Source organism: Chloracidobacterium sp. (assembly GCA_016716305.1).
Classification (GTDB): Bacteria; Acidobacteriota; Blastocatellia; order Pyrinomonadales; family Pyrinomonadaceae; genus OLB17.
Genome location: JADJWP010000002.1, coordinates 1,664,602 through 1,686,307, shown reverse-complemented (window position 1 = coordinate 1,686,307; position 21,706 = coordinate 1,664,602). Strand labels below are relative to the sequence as shown.

15 protein-coding genes and 2 pseudogenes are annotated in these 21,706 nt (G+C 53.0%); 15 read left to right on the top strand and 2 right to left on the bottom strand.

Features of this window, described 5'->3' with window-relative positions:
• Positions 1-99 precede the first annotated feature (99 nt).
• The 14 genes and pseudogenes from IPM28_09550 (at position 100) to IPM28_09485 (ending at position 18,330) form a co-directional block, all read left to right on the top strand.
• Positions 100-3,666 carry a DUF3883 domain-containing protein gene (locus IPM28_09550; GenBank protein MBK9173232.1) on the top strand — a complete coding sequence of 1,189 codons (3,567 nt, stop codon included), beginning with the start codon at positions 100-102 and terminating at the stop codon, positions 3,664-3,666.
• Complete coding sequence (locus IPM28_09545; GenBank protein ID MBK9173231.1) at positions 3,663-5,369, top strand: DUF262 domain-containing protein; 1,707 nt, start codon at positions 3,663-3,665, stop codon at positions 5,367-5,369. Before IPM28_09550 ends, IPM28_09545 begins: the two co-directional genes overlap by 4 nt.
• Before the next feature lie 148 nt (positions 5,370-5,517).
• Positions 5,518-5,703 (top strand): hypothetical protein, encoded by a 186-nt coding sequence (locus IPM28_09540; protein MBK9173230.1) that lies wholly within the window; start codon positions 5,518-5,520, stop codon positions 5,701-5,703.
• A 22-nt stretch (positions 5,704-5,725) separates the two neighbouring features.
• Positions 5,726-6,253, top strand: coding sequence for a hypothetical protein (locus IPM28_09535; GenBank protein ID MBK9173229.1), 528 nt, complete (start codon positions 5,726-5,728; stop codon positions 6,251-6,253).
• Positions 6,253-6,432 (top strand): annotated as a pseudogene (locus IPM28_09530) (DUF1156 domain-containing protein). Before IPM28_09535 ends, IPM28_09530 begins: the two are co-directional and overlap by 1 nt.
• A gap of 174 nt (positions 6,433-6,606) precedes the next feature.
• Positions 6,607-6,915, top strand: a pseudogene (locus tag IPM28_09525) (DNA adenine methylase).
• Between the two features lie 83 nt (positions 6,916-6,998).
• Positions 6,999-9,659, top strand: a complete 2,661-nt coding sequence (locus IPM28_09520) for a DUF1156 domain-containing protein (protein ID MBK9173228.1) — start codon at positions 6,999-7,001, stop codon at positions 9,657-9,659.
• Positions 9,656-10,045, top strand: a complete 390-nt coding sequence (locus IPM28_09515; protein MBK9173227.1) for a hypothetical protein — start codon at positions 9,656-9,658, stop codon at positions 10,043-10,045. Before IPM28_09520 ends, IPM28_09515 begins: the two co-directional genes overlap by 4 nt.
• 32 nt (positions 10,046-10,077) lie before the next feature.
• Complete coding sequence (locus IPM28_09510) at positions 10,078-10,788, top strand: hypothetical protein (protein MBK9173226.1); 711 nt, start codon at positions 10,078-10,080, stop codon at positions 10,786-10,788.
• Positions 10,789-10,793: 5 nt separating this feature from the next.
• Positions 10,794-14,150 (top strand): DUF499 domain-containing protein, encoded by a 3,357-nt coding sequence (locus tag IPM28_09505; protein MBK9173225.1) that lies wholly within the window; start codon positions 10,794-10,796, stop codon positions 14,148-14,150.
• A gap of 81 nt (positions 14,151-14,231) precedes the next feature.
• Positions 14,232-15,008: a hypothetical protein gene (locus tag IPM28_09500; protein MBK9173224.1), complete on the top strand. Its 777-nt coding sequence runs from the start codon at positions 14,232-14,234 to the stop codon at positions 15,006-15,008.
• Positions 15,009-15,135: 127 nt separating this feature from the next.
• Positions 15,136-15,357 carry a hypothetical protein gene (locus IPM28_09495; GenBank protein MBK9173223.1) on the top strand — a complete coding sequence of 74 codons (222 nt, stop codon included), beginning with the start codon at positions 15,136-15,138 and terminating at the stop codon, positions 15,355-15,357.
• A 237-nt stretch (positions 15,358-15,594) separates the two neighbouring features.
• Complete coding sequence (locus IPM28_09490; protein MBK9173222.1) at positions 15,595-17,430, top strand: AAA family ATPase; 1,836 nt, start codon at positions 15,595-15,597, stop codon at positions 17,428-17,430.
• Between the two features lie 351 nt (positions 17,431-17,781).
• On the top strand, positions 17,782-18,330 hold the full coding sequence (locus tag IPM28_09485; GenBank protein ID MBK9173221.1) for a hypothetical protein: 549 nt from the start codon (positions 17,782-17,784) through the stop codon (positions 18,328-18,330).
• A gap of 42 nt (positions 18,331-18,372) precedes the next feature.
• Here the strand turns inward: IPM28_09485 and IPM28_09480 are convergent, their stop codons facing one another.
• Positions 18,373-19,605, bottom strand: a complete 1,233-nt coding sequence (locus IPM28_09480) for a winged helix-turn-helix domain-containing protein (protein MBK9173220.1) — start codon at positions 19,603-19,605, stop codon at positions 18,373-18,375.
• Positions 19,606-19,838: 233 nt separating this feature from the next.
• Between IPM28_09480 and IPM28_09475 the strand changes: the two genes are divergently transcribed.
• Positions 19,839-20,021, top strand: coding sequence for a hypothetical protein (locus tag IPM28_09475; protein MBK9173219.1), 183 nt, complete (start codon positions 19,839-19,841; stop codon positions 20,019-20,021).
• A 170-nt stretch (positions 20,022-20,191) separates the two neighbouring features.
• On the opposite strand, the gene IPM28_09470 is transcribed toward IPM28_09475, so the two are convergent.
• Positions 20,192-20,470, bottom strand: coding sequence for a hypothetical protein (locus IPM28_09470; protein MBK9173218.1), 279 nt, complete (start codon positions 20,468-20,470; stop codon positions 20,192-20,194).
• Positions 20,471-21,706 lie beyond the last annotated feature (1,236 nt).

The window sequence follows — 21,706 nt, the reverse complement described above, 5'->3', positions numbered from 1 at the left end:
CATTTTGACGGTTTCCTGTATTAGAATGATGCAACTTGAAATTCCGCGGTGACTCGCCGCATTAAACGCCGGAACAGAAACGTTCTATCGCTCACCACTATGCTTAAACTAGAGGATCTGACGCCTGATGCAACTGTAAGAGGGCTAATACCGAACTGTTCGGCTACGGTAGTTAGCGTTCAATGGTTCGGCTCCGAGGCCCTCGAACTTACATTTAAGACTCCAGACGGAAAAGTTGACAACACTTTGCTGTATCGCGATGATGAGCCGCGGCTTGAGGTAGCGACGGAGGGGCGCCCATGGAGTTTCGATGGTTCTGGCTCGTCGTTCCGTTTGGTTTCGGAGGCTCTCCGCATTCGTTTAGCCCATCTTTTCGACCCTGTGCTTGCGGTGCACACATCGCTTGTCGATCCTTTACCCCATCAGATAACGGCCGTTTATGAGTCGATGCTACCGCGATTGCCACTGAGATTTCTTCTTGCGGATGATCCAGGAGCTGGCAAAACGATCATGGCCGGGTTGCTGATAAAGGAGCTGATTGCCCGCGGGGATCTGCACCGTTGCCTGGTAGTTTGTCCCGGAAGTCTTGCAGAACAGTGGCAGGACGAGCTCTACCGCAGATTCAACCTTCCGTTTGAGATTCTCACCAACGACAAACTTGAATCAGCTCGAACGGGGAACTGGTTTCTCGAAACAGATCTCGCGATCGCCCGTTTGGACAAGCTTGCCAGGAACGAGGACGTTCAGGAGAAACTGCGAGCCCCGGATTGTGGCTGGGATCTGGTTATTTGCGACGAGGCACATAAGTTGTCGGCCACGTTTTTTGGCGGGGAAGTGAAGTTCACAAAACGGTACCGCCTCGCACAGATGCTTTCATCATTGACCCGTCATTTTCTTTTGATGACTGCCACCCCCCACAACGGCAAGGAAGAAGATTTTCAGCTGTTCATGGCCCTTCTTGATGGTGATCGATTTGAAGGAAGATTCCGAGACGGGGTTCACGCTGCAGATGTTTCTGACATGATGCGTCGGATGGTCAAAGAGGAACTTTTGAAGTTCGACTCTACGCCGCTCTTTCCTGAACGCATCGCGTACACCGTGCCCTATCGGCTTTCTTCCGCCGAAGCACAACTCTATAAAGCAGTTACTGACTATGTGCGCGAAGAATTTAACAGAGCGGAAGCCCTTAAAAATGACAAACGAGCAGGTACGGTGGGATTTGCCCTAACGATCTTGCAGCGAAGGCTTGCGTCGTCGCCCGAGGCCATCTACCAATCTCTTCGGCGGCGGCGGGAGCGTCTTGAGGGGAAACTGAGGGAAATGGAACTGATTCAAAGAGGAGGCAATGTAGCCTCAATTGTAGTTCCGCCGTTTGAAACAACGCTCGATCTCGAAGACTTTCAGGACTACGAAGAAGCCCCGGATGCCGAAGCTGAGATAACCGAAGAACAGATACTCGATCAGGCAACTGCCGCTGGTACGATCGTCGAACTGAAAGCCGAGATCGAAACACTTAGACATCTTCAATCTCTGGCGGATGCGGTTCGCCATTCCGGGGAAGATAAAAAGTGGAGCGAACTTGCGAACCTCTTACACGTAATTTTCTCGACCCCAAAGGGCGTTCCCGATTCTGAGTTACCCGACCCGGCCAAGAGCATAAACGGTTCTGCTCGCCAGAAACTCGTGATCTTCACCGAGCACAGAGACACCTTAAACTATCTTGAGAACAAGATCATTTCCCTGTTGGGTCGCCGAGAATCACTCGTTACGATCCACGGAAGCATGGGACGACAGGACCGACTGAATGCTCAGGAAGCGTTTCGGCACGACCCAGAAGTGCAGGTTTTGCTCGCGACCGACGCCGCTGGTGAAGGTATAAACCTCCAGCGTGCCCATCTCATGGTCAACTATGACCTGCCGTGGAACCCGAACCGATTGGAACAGCGTTTTGGACGCATCCATCGAATTGGCCAGACAGAGGTCTGCCATCTCTGGAACCTGGTTGCGGAAGAGACCCGCGAAGGCGATGTTTACAGGCGTTTGCTTGAAAAGCTCGAACAAGCGCGTCAGTCGCTGGGGGGGCAGGTTTTTGATGTCCTTGGCAAGCTGCAGTTTGAAGGACAGCCCCTTCGGGATCTGCTTATCCAGGCGATTCGTTACGGCGAACGCCCGGAAGTGCGAGCCCGGTTATCCCGGGCTATCGAATCGACTTTCGATCCCGATCAAATTCGCAATCTCCTTGAGGATCGGGCACTAGCACGCGATGCGATGGACGCGACCCGCGTGAACCATATCCGTGAGGAAATGGAACGAGCCGAGGCCCGTCGCCTTCAGCCGCATTATGTCGAATCGTTCTTTCTTGAGGCATTTAAGCAGCTCGGCGGCAATGCCCAACAGCGAGAAGCTCGTCGATATGAAGTCACACACGTACCCTCATTGGTCCGTCAACGCGATCGGCAGATCGGCATCGGCGAGCCGGTTCAGCCGCGCTACGAGCGGATAGTATTTGAAAAGTCATTGATCGCTTTGCAGGGTAAGGCCCCGGCAGCATTCGTTTGTCCCGGGAATCCGCTGCTAGATGCAACGCTCGATATAACGATCGAACGCAACCGCGACCTGCTTCGGCTCGGGGCGAGCCTGGTTGATGAACGGGACATGGGCACATCGCCGCGTGTTGTCTTTTTTTTGGAGAACGCGGTGGTCGATGCCACAAAGACACGGACTGGCGAGAGGCGGGTGATCTCGAAAAAGATCCTTTATGTCGAGATCGACAAGGACGGCAACACTCGGCACCTAAACTATGCTCCGTACCTAGACTTCCGTCCGCTTGCGGATGGGGAGCCCACGGTTGAAGCTATCCTACATCGAGAAGAATGCGGGTGGATCAATAGTTCCCTTGAGCAGACCGCGCAACGGCATGCAATAGCAAGGGTTATCCCAGAGCAGCTTGCCGAGGTTAAAGGACCGAAGATCGCTTTGATAGACAAAACGGAGTCGGCGGTAAAAGATCGGCTAACCAAGGAAATATCCTACTGGGACCATCGGGCTGAGCAGTTAAAACTCGACGAACAGGCCGGCAAAGTCAATGCACGCTTAAATTCGTCGGAAGCCCGAAAACGTGCAGATGTTCTTCAGGGACCATTGCAAAAGAGGCTCGCGGATTTGGCACTTGAACGCCAGATCTCTCCGCAACCGCCAGTTGTCCTCGGTGGTATGTTGGTCGTACCGGCCGGGTTGATTGCCGCAATGACCGGCAGCCCACTGCCGACAATTGGTACGCCGGTGGACACCCAGATCTCGGCTGCGAAGGCTCGCGAGATCATAATGCGGGTCGAAAGGGAGCTAGGTTTTGACCCGGTCGATCGCGAGTTGGAAAAGCTAGGCTACGATATTGAAAGTCGCGTCCCCGGTACCGGAAAGCTGCGGTTCATCGAGGTTAAGGGGCGTATATCTGGAGCGGAAACAATCACTGTGACCAAGAACGAGATCCTTTATTCGCTCAACAAACCTGATGACTTCATCTTGGCCATCGTGGAGTTTCAGGGCGAGGACGCTCACGCGGTCCACTACGTTCGCCGCCCATTCAAAAAGGAACCCGATTTTGGTGTTACGAGTGTGAATTACAGCTTTGCTGAGCTACTTGCTCAGGCAGGAGAACCAACGTGAGCATTTTTGAGGATACAAACCCACGCGAGCTAAAGGAACTGCTCAATGACATTCACTCCAGAAACATGGTCCTTCCGGATTTTCAGCGAGACTTCGTTTGGGATCCTTGGATGACGCAGGAGTTGATCATCTCGATAGCAAATAACTTCCCAGCGGGTACACTCCTTCGCGTTCGGGATACGAAGAGTGAGTTTTTTGCCCCACGAGCATTTCAGGGGGCACCGGACATTTCAGGCCATAAGCACACGTTTTTGGTTCTCGACGGGCAACAAAGACTTACTTCGTTATATCAAGCGTTCTTTGGGGTTGGCGAGCATCGCTATTTTCTCAACCTGAAGAAGTTATTGGATGGGGCTGACTTCGAAGAGGGCATTTTTCATCTGCGAACGACAACGAAAAAGGTAAAGGCCTTTGACAATGAGGATGTACAGGCCGCGGAGCTGGTCGTGCCCCTTAGCGTTCTTCGCAACGGGTCTGGCGGATTCAGCAAGTGGTGCCGAGCGGTTGCTCGAAAACTGAAGGACGCTGAACGGATTAAACTGGAAGATGAATTGTGTGAGGTCGAAGAGCGTTGGATCCAGACGATTGACGATTACAAGTTTCCTGTGGTCACTCTCGCAGAGTCGACTTCAGCTGAGGCCCTTTGCACGATCTTTGAAACATTGAACCGAACTGGAGTCAAACTGAGCGTTTTCGAGCTGCTCACTGCCCGTTTTTGGCCCAAGGGCGTCAAACTGCGTGAACTTTGGGAAACTGCAGTTGCCGACCATCCTATCATCCTCGAATACAATGTTGATCCCTACTACCTGCTTCAGGCGATCGCGATCTGCAGTCGTCCAACGCCTGGCTGCAAGCGAAGCGAGGTCCTCGAGCTTACAGCAGATAACATAAACGATTGGTGGCCGAAAGTTGTACGCGGTTTGGTCGCCGGCCTCGAGATCTTACGTGACGACTGCAGAGTACTTCTTCCGCGATGGTTGCCTTACCAACCAATGCTCTTGACGCTTGCAGCACTCTTGGGTAAATCGGGGAAAGCTGAGAACCCACCTGACGAAGGAGTTCGACGCGAGAAGATAAAGCAGTGGTTCTGGTGTGCTTCTTTCGGACAGGCATATGAGAGTGGTGCGAATACACAAGCCGTAAAGGATACAGGCGAAATGCTAACGTGGTTCGGGGGCGGAGAACCACCGGATAGCGTTCAATCGGTGCGCTTCGACCCGGCTGCACTTCGAGACGTGACCCCGAGACAGCGGGCGATCTATAGTGCTACGATCTGCCTGATCCTTTGCTCAGGCACGCGTGATTTTCACAAACAATCTGTCATCACCTCGAGGTTGATGAACGAAGAGGGTATCGACGACCATCATGTTTTTCCGTCAGACTATCTTTTGAAGCAAAAGGGCATTGACGTTCCCCGAGTTCGAGATTGTGTCCTTAACCGCACTCTCATCGACGCCTCGACAAATCGCAAGATCAGCAATCGGCCGCCGTCAGATTACATGAGCGAGATCAAGGCAACGGTCGGCTTCCCGTTCGATGCCGTCCTTGAATCACACATCCTTCCCGTCGGAGATGACTCGCCCTTGTGGTCCAATGACTATGAAGCATTTCTTGACTGGAGGCAGAAGCGTATATGGGAAGAGATAAAGAGCGTAACTGGGTTGACCGAGATGAGCGATCTTGAGGCCGTGGATGTGCTGTGAGCCGATGGGAGCGGTGGGTTTTCATATTTGAACGCGAAGCATTGGGGAAATGGTCTTAGAAGTCAACGGAATCAAATATTCGTTTCGGTTGCACAAGCCGGACCAGGAACCGTACCGGGGCATTGAGCCGCTGGTGGGGTGGGCCCGGGTGGAAGGAGAGTCGAGTCCGCGTCGGATCTTGATGAACCCCCGGCCGACACCGCAGGGCAATGTGAGCCGCCGTTTGAGCCTTCAGCACCCGAACGGTTCGTGGTACTTTCGTGACGATGCGGAATTAAGGGAAACAGCTTTGGCTTCGACCAAAGAGCATCCTTTGATCGTTACGACCCTTTAGTTTCGCGAGGACTTCAGAAGCTATGCCCGAAAATGCATTTGAGGCGTTGTGTAAGGTTGCCAGTGAGAAAGAATGGTGCTGGAATCTCGTTTGCACGACCTGCGGCCATGAGGATTTCCGCATGGGACTGGTGCAGATCTCTCGCCGCATCCACCCGGAAAGCGAAAAGTGGGTTCCGCCGGATGTGATCCGCAGTTCCGATCCGCGGCTTACCGAAAGTCTGCGCGATCGGAGGGCTTTCTTCCATCGCGAGCCGCTTTATCTGATCTGTGCATCTGCTAATATTGCCAGCATCGCGGCCACCTGCCGCTTTCCCGATTTCCTTGGTTACCTCGGATTGGCGCTGCACTATCAGGAGCGGATGGAGACGCAATATCGGTTGCTGACACGGCTTTGGGGCAGTGATCTATTGAAGCTAATGGATGAGCGAGCGGCCGAGGTTCTGAGGGCAGATCTAGACCGGCCGGATTTCGTGCTTTCTTGGCGGGACCTGGAACGCGTTGAATACGGGATCGACCGTCGTCGGCTCGAGGCATTGCGGGAACAATAATGAAATTAAGAAAGAAACTTATCGAAGTAGCATTGCCGCTTGACGCTATAAAGAAGGCGTCGGCTCGGGAGAAGTCGATTCGGCATGGGCATCCTAGCACTCTGCATTTGTGGTGGGCTCGGCGACCGTTGGCGGCGGCGAGGGCGGTTATTTTTTCGCAGATGGTGGATGATCCTTCGGAGTATGTCGATACGCTGAAGATGGATGACAAGCTGCGCAAAAAAGCGGAGCGTGTTCTCAGGGATCGTCATGCTGTTTGGGTTACTGCAACTGAAGTAAAAAGGAAGGCGGACGAACCGGGGATCGAGTCACCTGACCCCGGGCCGGAGCCGACGCTGGACGACATTATTGCGGAGCAGGAACGGGATAGGTTGTTCAAGATCATCGAGGAGCTTGTTCTTTGGGAGAACACTACGAATGAGACGGTGCTTGATAAGGCACGTGCGGAGATATGGCAGAGCTGGCGGCGGACGTGTGCGGATAATGCCGACCATCCGCGGGCGAAGGAGCTTTTTGACCGAAACAAGCGACCGGCATTTCACGATCCGTTTGCGGGCGGCGGGGCGTTGCCGCTTGAGGCCCAGCGGCTGGGGCTTGAGGCATGTGCTTCGGACCTCAACCCTGTGGCGGTCCTGATCAATAAGATTCCGCCGAAATTCGCCGAAATGCCGTCTGCAAATCCTAAGTAGAAATCAATCTCCGTTCGCGAATATGCCATTTGTTTGTTCGCTCAGTATGCTTAAATATGACGTTTTCAAAAAAACTTATCGAAGTAGCTCTGCCGTTACAGGCGATAAATAATGCCTGCAAGTCGGACAAGGACCGAAAGACAGGACATATTCGCAACATACATAAGTGGTTCGCGCCGATGCCTCTGCCCGCACTCAGGGCCATCATCTTTTCCTCGATAATTGACGACCCAGGAGAGGACTCATCTCGAGAGCATCTCCTTAAAGTTATCTCCGACCTGGTTTCAAGTGGACCAGAGCACCCTGCGGACCGAGTTCTTGCTGAAGCAAGAGATTTAATTAAGAAACAGTTGGATGGTCAACCACTCTGGGTGCTTGATCCTTTTTGCGGTGGTGGGTCAACGCTCGTCGAGGCTCAACGCCTCGGGTTGCGTAGCGAGGGCTCGGACTTAAATCCAATTCCACTCATGATTTCTAAAGCTCTTACAGTGCTTCCGGCAAGAAATCGTAGCCGTGCGGCCGGTTCCATGCAACTAGCGACTTTTGAATCAGATATTCGAAAGTATGCCGAAAAAGTTCGAGAGGTTGTAAAGGGTTCGATTGCTCACATGTTTCCGGTCGCACCGAATGGTGATCCAATCATCTATTGGTGGTGGGCTCACACTGTTCGTTCTCCCAATCCCGCATTTGGCCGGTTCCGAACGCCTTTGGTTACGTCGTGGTGGCTGTCACGTCGGTCCGGCGAAGTCCAGTACTTGCAGCCGTCACCGAATAAGGAGACAGGTCGGATTGATTTCGAAGTTGTAAAAGGTCGCACGCCGCCCTCGCCAAATAAAGACAGGTGTATCTTTTCTAATGATCCAATTACCTATGAGTATGTTCGTGAGCAGGCCCGCCAAGGCCACCTCGGTCGAATGTTACTCGCCTACGCCTCGGATGGAAAACATGGTAGGAAGCAATGGCCTGCGGATACGAAGAATGAGGTTAGCGCAAACGTCCGATCGCCATCAAATCTCCCAGATTTAGAGATTCCCAGCGATGGCTTGGGTATAAGTGTTCAAAACTACGGTTTCCATAAATGGAAGGATCTTTTTACGCCACGACAACAACAAACGTTATTGGCTTTTGCTCAAGCGATTCAGCGAGTTCCGGAATGGGTCGAGTCTGACGGTGAATCCTTACAATATGGCTGTGACATTGCATCATTTTTAGGTCTCTGTCTTGGAAAGCTTGCGCAAGCAAGCTCGGAAGTGGTTCGGCTGAACGTTAGGAATGGCCCTAACGCAAAGGCTGAGCCCGCCTTCGCAAGGGGTGATCTCCAATTAAACTGGGATTTTGCAGAGACTAACCCTTTTGCAAAAAGTGTTGGTGACTGGAACCAAATTGTTACGACTGCTTTACGAGCCTACAAATTGATAGATCCGAGCGGGCCAGCGGCCGAAGTCCATCAATCCGATGCAAGAGTCGCAGGTAAAGCTCATAAAGGAGAGTATTTGATTATTACTGATCCTCCTTACTTCGCAGCGATTGGCTATGCGGATCTTTCTGAATATTTCTACTACTGGATTCGCATTGCATTGAAGGATATTCAACCCGCATTTTTCTCAACGATTGCAGTGCCAAAACTTAATGAATTGATTGCTTCACCGAAGCGTCACGGCAGCAGGGCTAACGCGGCCGCGTACTTCGTTGAAGGATTTACTGAAACTTTTAAGAATCTAGCAGGGATAAATAGGTCCGGACTACCTTTAGTTGTCGTTTATGCCCAACGTCAGGAAGAGCAATCGAGTGGAAGCACGGTTTCAACAGGATGGGAAGCGATGCTGGAAGCAATCATTCGGGCAAATCTAGCAATTACAGGCACCTGGCCAATTTCAGGAACTGGGGAAGCTCGTATGCGTGCACATCGAGCCAACGCGTTAGGGTCTTACATAGTAATTGTATGTCGGCCACGAGATAAAGCATCGCAAAGAGTCACCCGTCGTGAATTTGTTGATGCTCTCAAATCCGAGCTTCCAGAATCTCTCAGGCTTCTTCAGCGCGGCAATATCGCTCCTGTCGATCTCGCACAGGCGGCGATCGGGCCGGGAATGGCGGTTTATACGAGGTATGAAAAGGTTTTGGATGCCGGGGGCAAGCCGCTAACGGTTCGCGAAGCTCTGGCGCTGATAAATCAGACGCTCGACGAGGTGCTGGCGGAGCAGGAAGGCGATTTTGACGGCGACACTCGCTGGGCACTCGCATGGTTCGAGGAGTTTGGCTTCGAGGCAGGCGAATACGGTCGTGCCGAAACGCTCTCAAAAGCCAAGAACACTTCGGTTAACGAGATGGCCGATCCGCGCACAAGCCCGATACTCGAAGCAAGAGCTGGCAAGGTTCGTCTGTTCCGGCCCGACGAGCTTGAGGCAGACTGGACCCCCGAAAGCGACGGCCGCCTGACGGTCTGGGATATGGTGCATCAACTCGTTCGCGTCCTCGAAAATGACGGCGAAACCGCCGCCGCTGCAATCGTTGCGAAACTAGGAGCCAAAGCAGAAACCGCCCGTGAACTCTGCTATCTGCTCTACACCATGTGCGAACGAAAGAAACGCGCCGCCGAAGCGCTCAGCTATAACGGCCTAGTCCAATCCTGGCCGGAGATAATGCGGCTCGCGCAACAACAAACATCATCGACGGGCGGCACAGTACAGACTTTCGAGTTTACTGAGCAAGAATGAAGGACTTCGTTGTTTACCACAATCCAAACGCGATGGGCTACCCGGCCGGCGAGCATCCCGAACTGACTGTTCTAACCAACAAAAGGGTCTCCGACGTCATAGGTGACCGAGTTTGGCTGCTGACGGGAGAGGGCAAACCGCGAAAGTTTTTCCTCTGTGCCTGGTTCTTCATCGATCATATCGATTCGGGGGAAGATGAGGGCTTTGCGACATGCATAAGCGGAACGACTGGTCGAAAGTTCGATCCGATGATCCCGATAGACAAGAACGCGGAGTGGTTTCACGATCTCAAACAGGAACAAGGCAACTTTGCATGGGGATTCAGCAAGATCAAGAGCGAAGCCGCGATCGGAGAGCTCGAAAAGCTTGCGCAAAGCGAGGATTGATCAGCCCCTTTTGTGTGGGCTACTAGGCCAGAATGCCGGAAAAGGAGCGGTACAGCATTGTTTGGCAGCAGGCGGGTGAACCGCTCGCCCAAAGGTTCTATGTCCCGGGCTATCGGGGCATGTTGCCGTTCTTCATATCGGGCAAGGATGCCGAAAAACTGGAAAACAAGGAAGGTGTCCAGCTAAACGAACGCCAGTTACTTGAGGGCATACTGTATGGTTTGTATGAATTCGACCACAACCCGAAACCGTGGCACAACGCAGAGGATCGGCATACTCTGACCTACTTGCTAGATGTTTTGGGAAACGGCTTCAGATTCAAATCCCCTGAGAAGTTGGTCCTCGATATTGCTTACAATCTTCGCGAACGAAACGGAACCCGTGTGAGCCGCGTCGTTCTGTACAACGGTATCGAATTGGTTCCATTTTCGTCGAAGATAAGAAGTGACCTGATCTGCGACACATGGACCGTCGCCGCTGAAGATGATAACAAACAACTTCTCGAACCGATCCCGGATTGGATCATGGAAACGAACCTCTTCGAGTTGTTGCCTGCGGCCAAAGAGAACATCTGTTACTACGGGCTTTGTGCGATGGTCGTATTGAATTACAACCCCGATGAGATCGAAGAATACCTGAACGAATTCATTTATCCGAACGTCGAAATGCAAGCACTTAAAGTGAGGATCAAGAGCCTTCTCGAAGCTCCCACACGCTTTTCGATCAAGGATCTGGAGCTTTAACAGCAATGGCAATAACGAACCACGAACGAGTAGGAAAAGTGATGGAACTGCTAAAGGCCGGTCTCGGGCCATATGTGGACCGCGAGGTACAGTCCTCGATCGAGCAGGGCCGCGTGACGGCGGAGATACTCGCACCATTTACAGAGGATCAGAATCTCGGTAACAAGCCGCCATCGGAGTGGGACGTGTCGGGCCTTCTCAGAATGATGTGGGATACCTGGAACTCAATCTTCAGATACACGCTCGGGCATTCGGAGCGCAGTCTGGTTTCTGAATTGCGGAATCACCGCAATGCCTGGGCTCATCAACGGACATTTTCGAGCGATGATGCATATCGGGTATTGGACTCGGCCGGCCGACTGTTGTCAGCGGTTTCTGCCGCCCAAGCGGATGACGTTGAGAAAATGAAAATGGAGCTGCTCCGGCTCCGCTTTGACGAACAGGTTCGAGGTGAAAAGCGAAAAGCAGGCGGCTCATTGGTCGAGGCTTCTGCGTCTGGAGTTGTGAAGCCCTGGCGTGAGGTCGTAACACCACATAAAGATGTCGCCAGCGGCCAGTACCAGCAGGCCGAGTTTGCTGCCGACCTTTGGCAGGTTCATTTAGGTGAGGGCTCCAACGAATACAAGGACCCGGTTGAGTTTTTTCGCCGGACATATCTCACAGAAAGCTTGGGTCAACTGCTGACCGGCGCCATGCAACGACTCGCAGGCACGGGCGGCGACCCGGTACTTCAGTTGCAAACGAATTTTGGCGGCGGCAAGACGCACTCGATGCTCGCCTTGTATCATCTTTTCTCGGGAGTAAACCCCGCCGATCTTCCCGGGGTCGATAGCTTGGTCACCGCAGCAGGCGTCAGTTCGCTTCCCGCGGCACGAAGGGTTGTGCTGGTTGGCAACCGAATATCGCCGGGTAATCCAGTTACAAAAGAGGATGGCACAGTAGTCCGAACGCTTTGGGGGGAATTGGCGTGGCAACTGGGCGGTAAAAAGGCGTTCGACCGAATTGCTGAGGACGATCGTAATGCAACCAGCCCCGGCGATGTGCTTCGCGAGCTGTTAAAAGAGAACGGGCCTTCACTGATCCTTATAGATGAATGGGTGGCATATGCACGCCAGCTTCATGACCAAAGCGATCTGCCGGGCGGCGGCTTTGAAACGCAGTTCACCTTCGCTCAGGCACTGACGGAATCAGCGAAATTGGCAGGGAACTGCCTTCTTGTGATCTCTCTTCCCGCTTCGGACACTTCGGGTTCTCCGCACGCCCAGGCCGATGATGTCGAGGTCGGCGGCATTCGCGGTCGTGCGGCACTCGACCGACTGCGGAACGTTGTCGGCCGCATCGAATCCTCTTGGCGTCCGGCGACGGCGGAAGAAGGATTTGAGATCGTCCGACGTCGGCTATTTGAGCCACTGGCGGCGGATCAATACAAGAACCGGGACGTGACAGCTCGAGCTTTCTCAGATCTTTATCGTTCACAACAGCAAGAGTTTCCCGCGGAGTGCTCCGAATCAGACTATGAAAAAAGGATAAAGGCCGCTTACCCGATACACCCGGAAATATTTGATCGGCTATATAGCGACTGGTCAACATTGGTCAAGTTTCAACGGACCCGTGGAGTATTGAGGCTGATGGCAGCAGTAATTCATAGTCTTTGGGAAAAGGGCGATCATAGCCCGCTGATAATGCCCTCGACGATTCCCATCGACGATCAGCGAATCCAGTTTGAATTGACGCGTTACCTCTCTGACAATTGGGTGCCAATAATTGAAAAGGACGTAGACGGCCCCAACTCCCTGCCGCTCAAGATTGATAGCGATCTGCCAAACCTCGGCAAGGTTCATGCCGCTCGCCGCGTAGCTCGGACCATTTACCTCGGTTCCGCGCCGACATCAGGCGTAGCTCATCAGGGACTTGACGAACGCCGGGTGAAGTTGGGATGTGTTACCCCCGGAGAATCCTCGCCGGTATTTGGTGACGCTCTTCGTCGGCTATCATCATCTGCGACTTATCTCTATCAGGACGGTACACGGTATTGGTACTCGACCCAACCTACCGTTTCAAAGCTCGCGGAGGATCGCCGAGAGCAGCTCAAACGTGAATCCGAAAAGGTGACCGAAGAACTGCGAGGCCGTCTCATCAAGAACCTGAATGAGAAGGGCGATTTTCGCAGAGTACACCCGTTCCCGGCCTCCGGCCAGGATGTCCCGGACGACACAGATGTACGACTTGTCATTCTCACGCCCGACCAATCTTTTACTAATGCGAAGGACCCGGCGAACACGGCAATCTCTGCTGCCCGAGCTATTCTTGAGTATCGAGGAAATGCCCCTCGAATATATCGAAATACGCTCGTCTTCCTTGCCGCCGATAAGGCCAGGCTCCAGGATCTTGAAGAAGCAGTTCGGAATTTTCTTGCATGGGATTCGATAATAGCCGACCAGACGTCTCTCGACCTTGCACCGAATCAGGTAAAGCAGGCTATAAATCAACGGACTGCAGCCGAAAGCACCGTCAACGCCCGTATACCGGAAACTTTCTATTGGCTGATCGTGCCGGTTCAGGGGAACCCGCAGGCAAGTGTTGAGCTACAAGCGATCAAACTTTCGGGACAAGATGGTCTGGCCGTCCGGGCAAGCAAAAAACTCCGAAGCGATGAACTTTTAATCACTGGCTTCGCCCCAACACGTTTGCGAATGGAACTGGACAGGGTTCCGCTTTGGCAGGAAGATCGTGCATCAATTCGCCAGTTAGCTGACCACTTCCCACGTTATATCTATCTTCCTCGACTTGTAGATCAGGCGGTGCTTTTTGATTCCATAAAGAACGGCGTAGCGTCGCTCAGTTGGACCACCGACACATTTGCCTACGCCGATGGTTATGACGAAAACAATGGACGTTTCCGCAATCTACAGGCGGGCCAGAACATCGCATTCGACGGTCTAGACAGCGACGCACTCATAGTTATGCCAGACGTTGCGTTCCGGCAAATTGAAGCGGAACGAGCCTTGGTTGGCCTTGCAGATGATTCCGACGCGAATCGACCATCTTTGGCATCACCTTCAGGTTCGACCGTAGATTCCGGCTATCCTGCCTCCCCAGAGAGCGATAGCCCGGCGAAACCGACCACGCCACGCCGGTTCTATGGAACGGTTCCACTCGATCCTACACGCGTTGGCCGAGATGCAGGACAGATCGGTGATGAGGTGATTGCCCATCTATCGAGTCTGATCGGGGCAAACGTCAGAGTGACGCTTGAGATCGAGGCTGATATAGAAAGTGGCGTTCCAGAAAATGTCGTTCGGACCGTGACCGAAAATAGTCGTATACTCAAGTTTACCTCGCACGGGTTTGAGTCTGAATAAACATATAGAGTGGCCGACTCAATCGGGACGATTTGGATATTAACGAAGAGCCCCCATACTCGGGAAAAGAAGGTTATTGAAATGCCACGAAAACGGGTTCTCAAGGAAAGCGATCGCAAAGAACTGGAAACTCTGTTGCTAAATCCCCATTTTGGGGCGGTTTATCGGGGACTTCGGAAAAAGAGTGAGTATGCCGACGTTGAAGCACTGAAATTCCTCAGGCTGTACATAGCCCAGATTGAGTTCGTTGAGAGCCACAGCGACGAACCGTTAGTTGTTCGCGATCATTTGAACGAACTTAGACTTGACGACTTTCACAGGAAACTAGTGGCAGACGGGCTGGCTCGATGGTTTGTAAAACCCGCCGGTAGCGGCATCGTTTTTACAAACCCCGGAGTTTCTGAGTTTTATTTTAATGTATTTGGCGATTACCCGGACCTGAATGATGAGGTGAGGCCGCGCACGATTGACGCGAATGGAGCCTCAGACGGATTAAAGCGAGGAATCGAATCTACTGGGTCGGCGGGCAGTAAGCGAACAACTAGAGATTTTGATCCGGCGAAGCGTGGGCTTACCATTGATCGGGCGATAATGCTCCTGTATGCGATCGGCGGTTCACGGCTGAAGGGGCTCGTGTACAAGGATGTCGCAATAGCGTTGAGTTATTTGACTGGATTCAAGGAGGGGGAGTTTGTTAAGAGATTTTCGCACGTCTTGCCAAATGAAGAAAAGGGCATCAAGAAGTTCAATAATCAAACCGACGCTTATAATAAGGACGTTAAAGTAGTCACAAGGATACTTTCGGAAATGGGGCTCGGGAATGAAGCGGAAAAGCTCAGGAGCGATTCCGGTGTATAAAAACTTATGCGCAAATTACGCGTAAGTGAAAATCTATCTGTTTTTATGGACGCTGTGCAGAGATTTGCACGGCGTTCTTGCGTTTTACGTGGGACGTCGAGATCAACAAAAGGAAGGATTCTGATTGATGAAACTGACGGAGTTTATTCGCGAAAAGGACGTTCTGGAGCAATGGCCTATGAGCAAGGCGACGTTGATTCGGGCGAGGAAAAAGGGCTTACCGTTTGTTCGCCTGGGTGCGTATGTGTGCTACAGGCCGGAGGATCTGGAAGCCCATTTTTGCAATCCACGCTCGTGGAAGAGTGAGCCAGCCGAAAGCAAGGAGGGCAAGCAAGATGATCAAAAATAAGAAAGGCCGAAGCTGTAACTTCGGCCCAAAAACAAACTTGAACGGGTATTCAAGAAAGGCGTTTTCTGTTAGGTATGTTAGTCCATTTTGCGATGGAGTTCAATGCGAAAAATGCGGCTCGGACTACATGCGGTTTTCGGTTGATGGCTATTGCCAGGGTTGCCAACAGCTTGTCGAATACGTGATTCGCGAACAACTGGCAGCAATCGTGCCGGCGAAAGCAGGGAGGGAGATCCGATGACATTTGATCAAATCGTCTCACGGCTTGAAGGACTAAAGAAAATCGGCAAGAACTTTATCGCCATTTGTCCGTCCCATGACGACGGTAACCCTTCGCTGAGCGTTCGCGGCGTGGACGGCAGGGTGCTTTTGAAATGCCATGCGGGATGCGACATTGAGTCAATTTGCCGAGCCATGGGCATCTCGTTGTCGGAGCTTTTTGAAAAGCCGCTGAACGGCTTCTATAACGCAAGCAACGGGGATTCAAAGGCACCAACGAAAAGCATCGGGGCGACTATTGCCGAGTACGTCTATCGAGACGCTGACGGAATTGAACGCTATCGCAATGTTAGACATTCAGGGGCGGGGCGATACTATCGAAAGCCAAGTGGGGCCGAGAGTCTTCCGTATCGCTTGCCCGAACTTCTCAAGGCAAGGGCGGACGGCATTGAGCATGTTTTCGTTTGCGAAGGTGAGAAGGACTGCGACAACGTTCGCGGTCTCGGGTTCGTGGCGGTAAGCCTGAAGGGCATCAAAGACGCATGGGCGGAATATTTCGCCGGGATGCACGTCACGATCATTCAGGACCACGACGAACCCGGCACAAAGCAAGCGGTGAGTATCGCCCGTATCCTGGCAACGCAGGCGGCGAGCGTGAGAATCACCGACCTCTACCCAAGTGAGCCAATGCCAAATAAAAACGGCAAGGATGTTTCCGATTGGATAGACGAACGAAGGACGGCGGGCGATAAGGACGAAGAGATCGCCGAGGAGCTTGCCCGGATTGTTGACGGTGCCGATACGTGGAACCCCGAAAAGAGCATTGCCGACGTAGAGCCTACGCAGCGAGGCAACGGGCCGGATGAGGAACCACCGCTAAAGGTCTATCGAGCTGCAGACGTAAAGGACGAAAGGGTTGAGTGGCTTTGGGAGCCTTTTCTACCGCTCGGGAACTTCTGCCTTCTCGATGGTGAGGAAGGCATCGGCAAGACCTTCCTTTCGTGTGCATTGTTGACCGCCGTGGCAAACGGCCGGGGGTTGCCGATACTGCGAGGCGAATACACGGTGCCTCCTTCTAACGCAATGATAGTTTCGGCAGAGGATTCGCTTTCGGCGGTCTTGAAACCCCGCTTAGTATCAATGGATGCACCCCTCGAACGCATCTATTTGACCGACGAAGTGTTTGCTCTTTCACCTGAGGGCGTGGAACGTCTCAGCAAGGCAATCGCTTTGTATGAGCCGCGGTTAGTGATCATCGACCCGCTCTTTTCCTATACCGGCGGGGTGAATCTCAATAACGACAATGAGATAAGAAGCGTGACAGACCCGCTAAAGCGAATTGCCGAAGTGCATAAATGCACGATCCTTGGCATCCGGCATATTGGTAAATCAAAAGGGCTTGGCGAAGCCCGCAACGCCGGTTTGAATGGCGTAGGATGGCGGGCCGCCGCACGTTCGCATTTATTAATCGGCAGGAATCCGCAGGACGATAAGGATCGGGCAATCTGCCAGACCAAATCGAATTTGGCCGAAGGTTATAGCAAGGCTCTCGGCTATTCCATTCGTGACGGCCGCTTCTATTGGACAGGTGAGAGCCAATTAACCCCGGAAACGATCTTGAGTTACACTCGGCAAGAAAGCACCGAGGAGCGAAACGAAAGAACCGATGCCATGGAGTTCCTTCGGGAAACACTCAGTAAAGGCCGGATGCCGACGAAAGAGGTCCAGAAGTCAGCTCGGGAAGCGGGGATCTCGGAAGCGACATTACGCCGGGCTAAAGCCGCGATGAATATCGAGGCGGTAAAGGATGACGCACCGAACGGGGCGTGGTTTTGGCATCTTCCGAGAGGGTGAAGATGCTCACTTTACCCATATACCGTGTATTTGAGCATCTTCGATTTTGTGACAACGCAAAACCCTTCTAAATACAGGGTGAAATCGAAGATGCTCACCCTCAAACCTTAAGGTGCTCATGTGAGCATCTTCGACCAGAAACGACGATGAAAGAGGTGAAGCAGGAACAAACCACGAAGGCACTAACGCAGACAAGGCGACCAAGGCATCTGCGCTATGTGAGAACGGTGGATGAGGAAACAAATACAGTCAATACCGTCCCAAACAGCCTCGGGATACTGGGCAAGAGGGTCAAACACCGAATCAAATCGACGGATAGTTCAGCGAAGGAGGCCATTTTCCGAGTTACAGATGTTACAGATCGAAGAAAAAACCGATGAACCGGGTGCCGCCATGAGCAGAGTTAGTGAGAAATCGGGCACTCGGAGGCGTTTCATCGAGGCTTACGAGCGGACGTGCGGCAACGTAAGTGCGAGTTGCGAATATGCTGGAATATCGCGCCAAACATACTATCGCTGGATCAAGAGTCTAACGCCGGTGAACGTTCGGTTCAGGGAGCGGATTAAACTGGTTCGTGCCAACGATCGCCTAGTGGATCTTGCAGAGTCGAGACTAATGCAAAAAGTCGCCGATGGGGACATAGCAGCGATAATCTTTACGCTAAAGACGAAGGGCAGAGATCGGGGTTGGAATGAAAGAGATGGGCTAGATTTCGGTAGGGGACGCACGGAGACTAAGAGCATGGTAAAAAGCGGGGCAGAGGCGTATTTGCTGTGGCTTACAGATTACCCGAACAGCTCGCGCAAGGAACGGGAAGTAATGCTGAATGCGTTTGCTCACAGGCTGAAGATCGGTGTGGATGAACTCGCAGAGGAAGTCGGGATTATGCGCAGAAGGTAAGCACCTAGTGATTTTTTGCCGCCGTCTTCGAACTCCTCACGATCAAGGGACCGTCAACGTGATGGAGTTAGATGGGTTTGATTCGCCGTTTTGTGCGTAGATAGTAAATTCGCCGGAGGCGAGTGTGAGCGGGACCTTTTCGATCGAGGTCTCAGAAAGTTTTGAATGGATGCGGAGCGCGCTGTTCGGGACGATGCAGGGTGAAACCTGGGGGCAACCGGGCCCGATAACCTTGATAAATACTTGATCGGGCGAAATCGATCGGCCCGCAATCGAAACGTAGAACTCTCTTCCGGCGACGGGTTCGGTAATCAGCCTAATCGACTCGATTATCGGGGGAGGAAGACTAGCCCTTGCGGTGGACGACCGCTCGATCTTCCACTGGCCATCGACCTTTCTCAGAATATAGTGGACAAAATATGGGCCGACGGTCTTGTTTCTGATCAAAGTACCATCCGTCTGATACTCAGTGATGAACCACCGCTCAAGCGTCTTCACGGTTGCGAAGTCTCGATCCTTATTTATCTCGACGAATTGGAATTCGAACTGTTCGTTCTTGGTTTCAGGTCCGTATCGCTTTCCGTCGCGCTTCAAGCGGTCTATGCCGGCGCGAATACGGCGAATATCTACCTCAGCTCCAAATTCCTGTTCTCCCAGCCAGTATTCCTTGATTTTCGATTCGTCGATGGACTCGGGATTGCGATATAGGACAAGTGATTCGTATTTCTGCGATTCTTCCACCACCTTGCGGATCTCGTGCTCTTCATCGGTTGGAAAAAAGGTTAACGCTGCGACGACGATCAGTCCTGCAATGATGAGGAAGCTGAGCCCTGCAGCGACAGAAGAATTCGAAAACCTTCTGCTCTGGACTACGGCTGCAACGGGCTCGGCGGCCAACTCCATCGTCACCCGTTCATCTGTTACCGGGCCATTATCTACGGGGTACGCTTCAATATCGGCGTGAAAGACCAAGCCCCGGCCCTTAACCGTTTCGACGAAAAGGGTACCTGGTTGGACGGCCGCAAACGCCTTCCTGAGTTTGCTGACACTTTGTGCAAGGTGTGTACTAGTTACGCCGATCCGGTTATCTTGCCAAACGCGCTCGATGATCTCTTGGGTTGAGACCAACTCATTCGGCGTTTCGATCAATACCGCTAAAAGCTCGAGGGCTTTCTTTTCTATTTTAAGAAGGTCGCCCGCGTGGTAAAGTGCGAGCCGGTTCGGATCGAACTCAAAATCTCCAAATTTATATCGCGTGGGCTGCCTGTCGATCATCAAAAAACACAGCGAATATACCGCTTCACGATTTCTTCAAGTTTTCATTATGAGTCCGTTATGGACTTATAACCCGCAATGCGTAGATTGAAGGTCACGTAAACCTGTAATCCCGATTAGCCAAGTAAAGAGATCGGCGTAACGAAAGTTAGCATAGCTCTTCTGACGAATGCAACGCACTTCAAAGATAAACTGTCAGTTGGAACGACAGCGAATCCGGCGCTTTCACCGGTATGTCCACGGGGGCCTGCGACAAGAACATTAGTGACGGTTCCTTCAAAAAGATCAAATCCGGGATATATAAGGTGGTTCCAAATGCGCTTCTTCAGCCCGGGGAATATTGCTTTTACTACACGGGTAACGTCTCAGGCCTTGGACTGGCCGGCGGGAAAGTACTCGATTTCAGCGTAGAGTAGTTCCTAACGTATAGAAATAAACCAAGCAATGATAGATGGAAGGTTCAGATGATTAATATCGCTCGACTTTGTGTACGGCGCATTCTAGCCGTTTTCTTCTTTTTCGTAGTTCTGGTGCATCCTCAATACAGTCAATCGGTCGTGCCCGTTAATCAACAGTTATTCCAAGGTCAGGCAATCTCGGTCAGAACATTACAGTCTATCGCATCGCAACGTCCCAATACCCAAAGTTCCCCGCTCGTTGTCGAATTGGCGAACGCACCGTTTTTCTTCGATATTTGGCTTGCATCGGTCTTTAGCCCCGCTGTTACCGGGTCAGTTTCACCGAGCAGTGGCACGGTCGGAGTAACAAACTTTACAATATCAGGGTCTGCGACGCCGAACGCCCAGGTGAGGTGCACCGAGACGGCACCGGACGGCACGGTCGCACCCTTTTCAGTGAATGCCAACTCATCCGGTTTTTATTCGTTCGGTCCATTCAAATTAGCTAAGATAGGGCTTCATACATGTCGCTTACGTGACATGTCGAATGGTACTGAGACCACAGTTCCGTATACGGGCACCGGCGATTTTGGCATTTCGCGCACGCCTTCCAGTCGAACCATCAATCCGGGACAACAAGCGGTCTTCACAGCGACCTTCACGAGTGCATTGGGCTTCGCCGGCACGGTTACGCCGTCCGCTCTCAACTGGTCCAACATTCCCGGTGCGACGGCCTCGTGGTCTCCTGCCACGGTCAATGTGCCGTCGAACGGACCGGCAACAGCGAACTTCACCATCCAGACCTCGGCGACCACTACGCCCGGGACCTACGGGAACATAATACTGCGCGGCACTAACGGAGCTATCACCAAGGCGGCCTCGGCCGTCAGCGTCACGGTCAGCGGCCCGCAGTTGACGGGCAGCGTCTCGCCTTCGAGCGGGACCGTCGGGGTGACGAACTTCACGATCACCGGCACCGCGACGCCGAACGCCCAGGTGAGGTGCACCGAGACGGCACCGGACGGCACGGTCGCACCCTTTTCAGTGAATGCCAGCTCCTCGGGCAGCTATACCTTCGGACCCTTTACCCTGAGGCAGATCGGGCAGCACAGCTGCGTCCTGCGGGACATGTCGTCCGGACAGGAACTATCGCCCATAACCTATACGGGAACGGGCGACTTCAATGTCACGGTGAGCCCGTCGTCACGGACGGTCACCCAAGGCGGGCAAGCGGTCTTCACAGCGACCTTCACGAGTGCATTGGGCTTCGCCGGCACGGTTACGCCGTCCGCTCTCAACTGGTCCAACATTCCCGGTGCGACGGCCTCGTGGTCTCCTGCCACGGTCAATGTGCCGTCGAACGGACCGGCAACAGCGAACTTCACCATCCAGACCTCGGCGACCACTACGCCCGGGACCTACGGGAACATAATACTGCGCGGCACTAACGGAGCTATCACCAAGGCGGCCTCGGCCGTCAGCGTCACGGTCAGCGGCCCGCAGTTGACGGGCAGCGTCTCGCCTTCGAGCGGGACCGTCGGGGTGACGAACTTCACGATCACCGGCACCGCGACGCCGAACGCCCAGGTGAGGTGCACCGAGACGGCACCGGACGGCACGGTCGCACCCTTTTCAGTGAATGCCAGCTCCTCGGGCAGCTATACCTTCGGACCCTTTACCCTGAGGCAGATCGGGCAGCACAG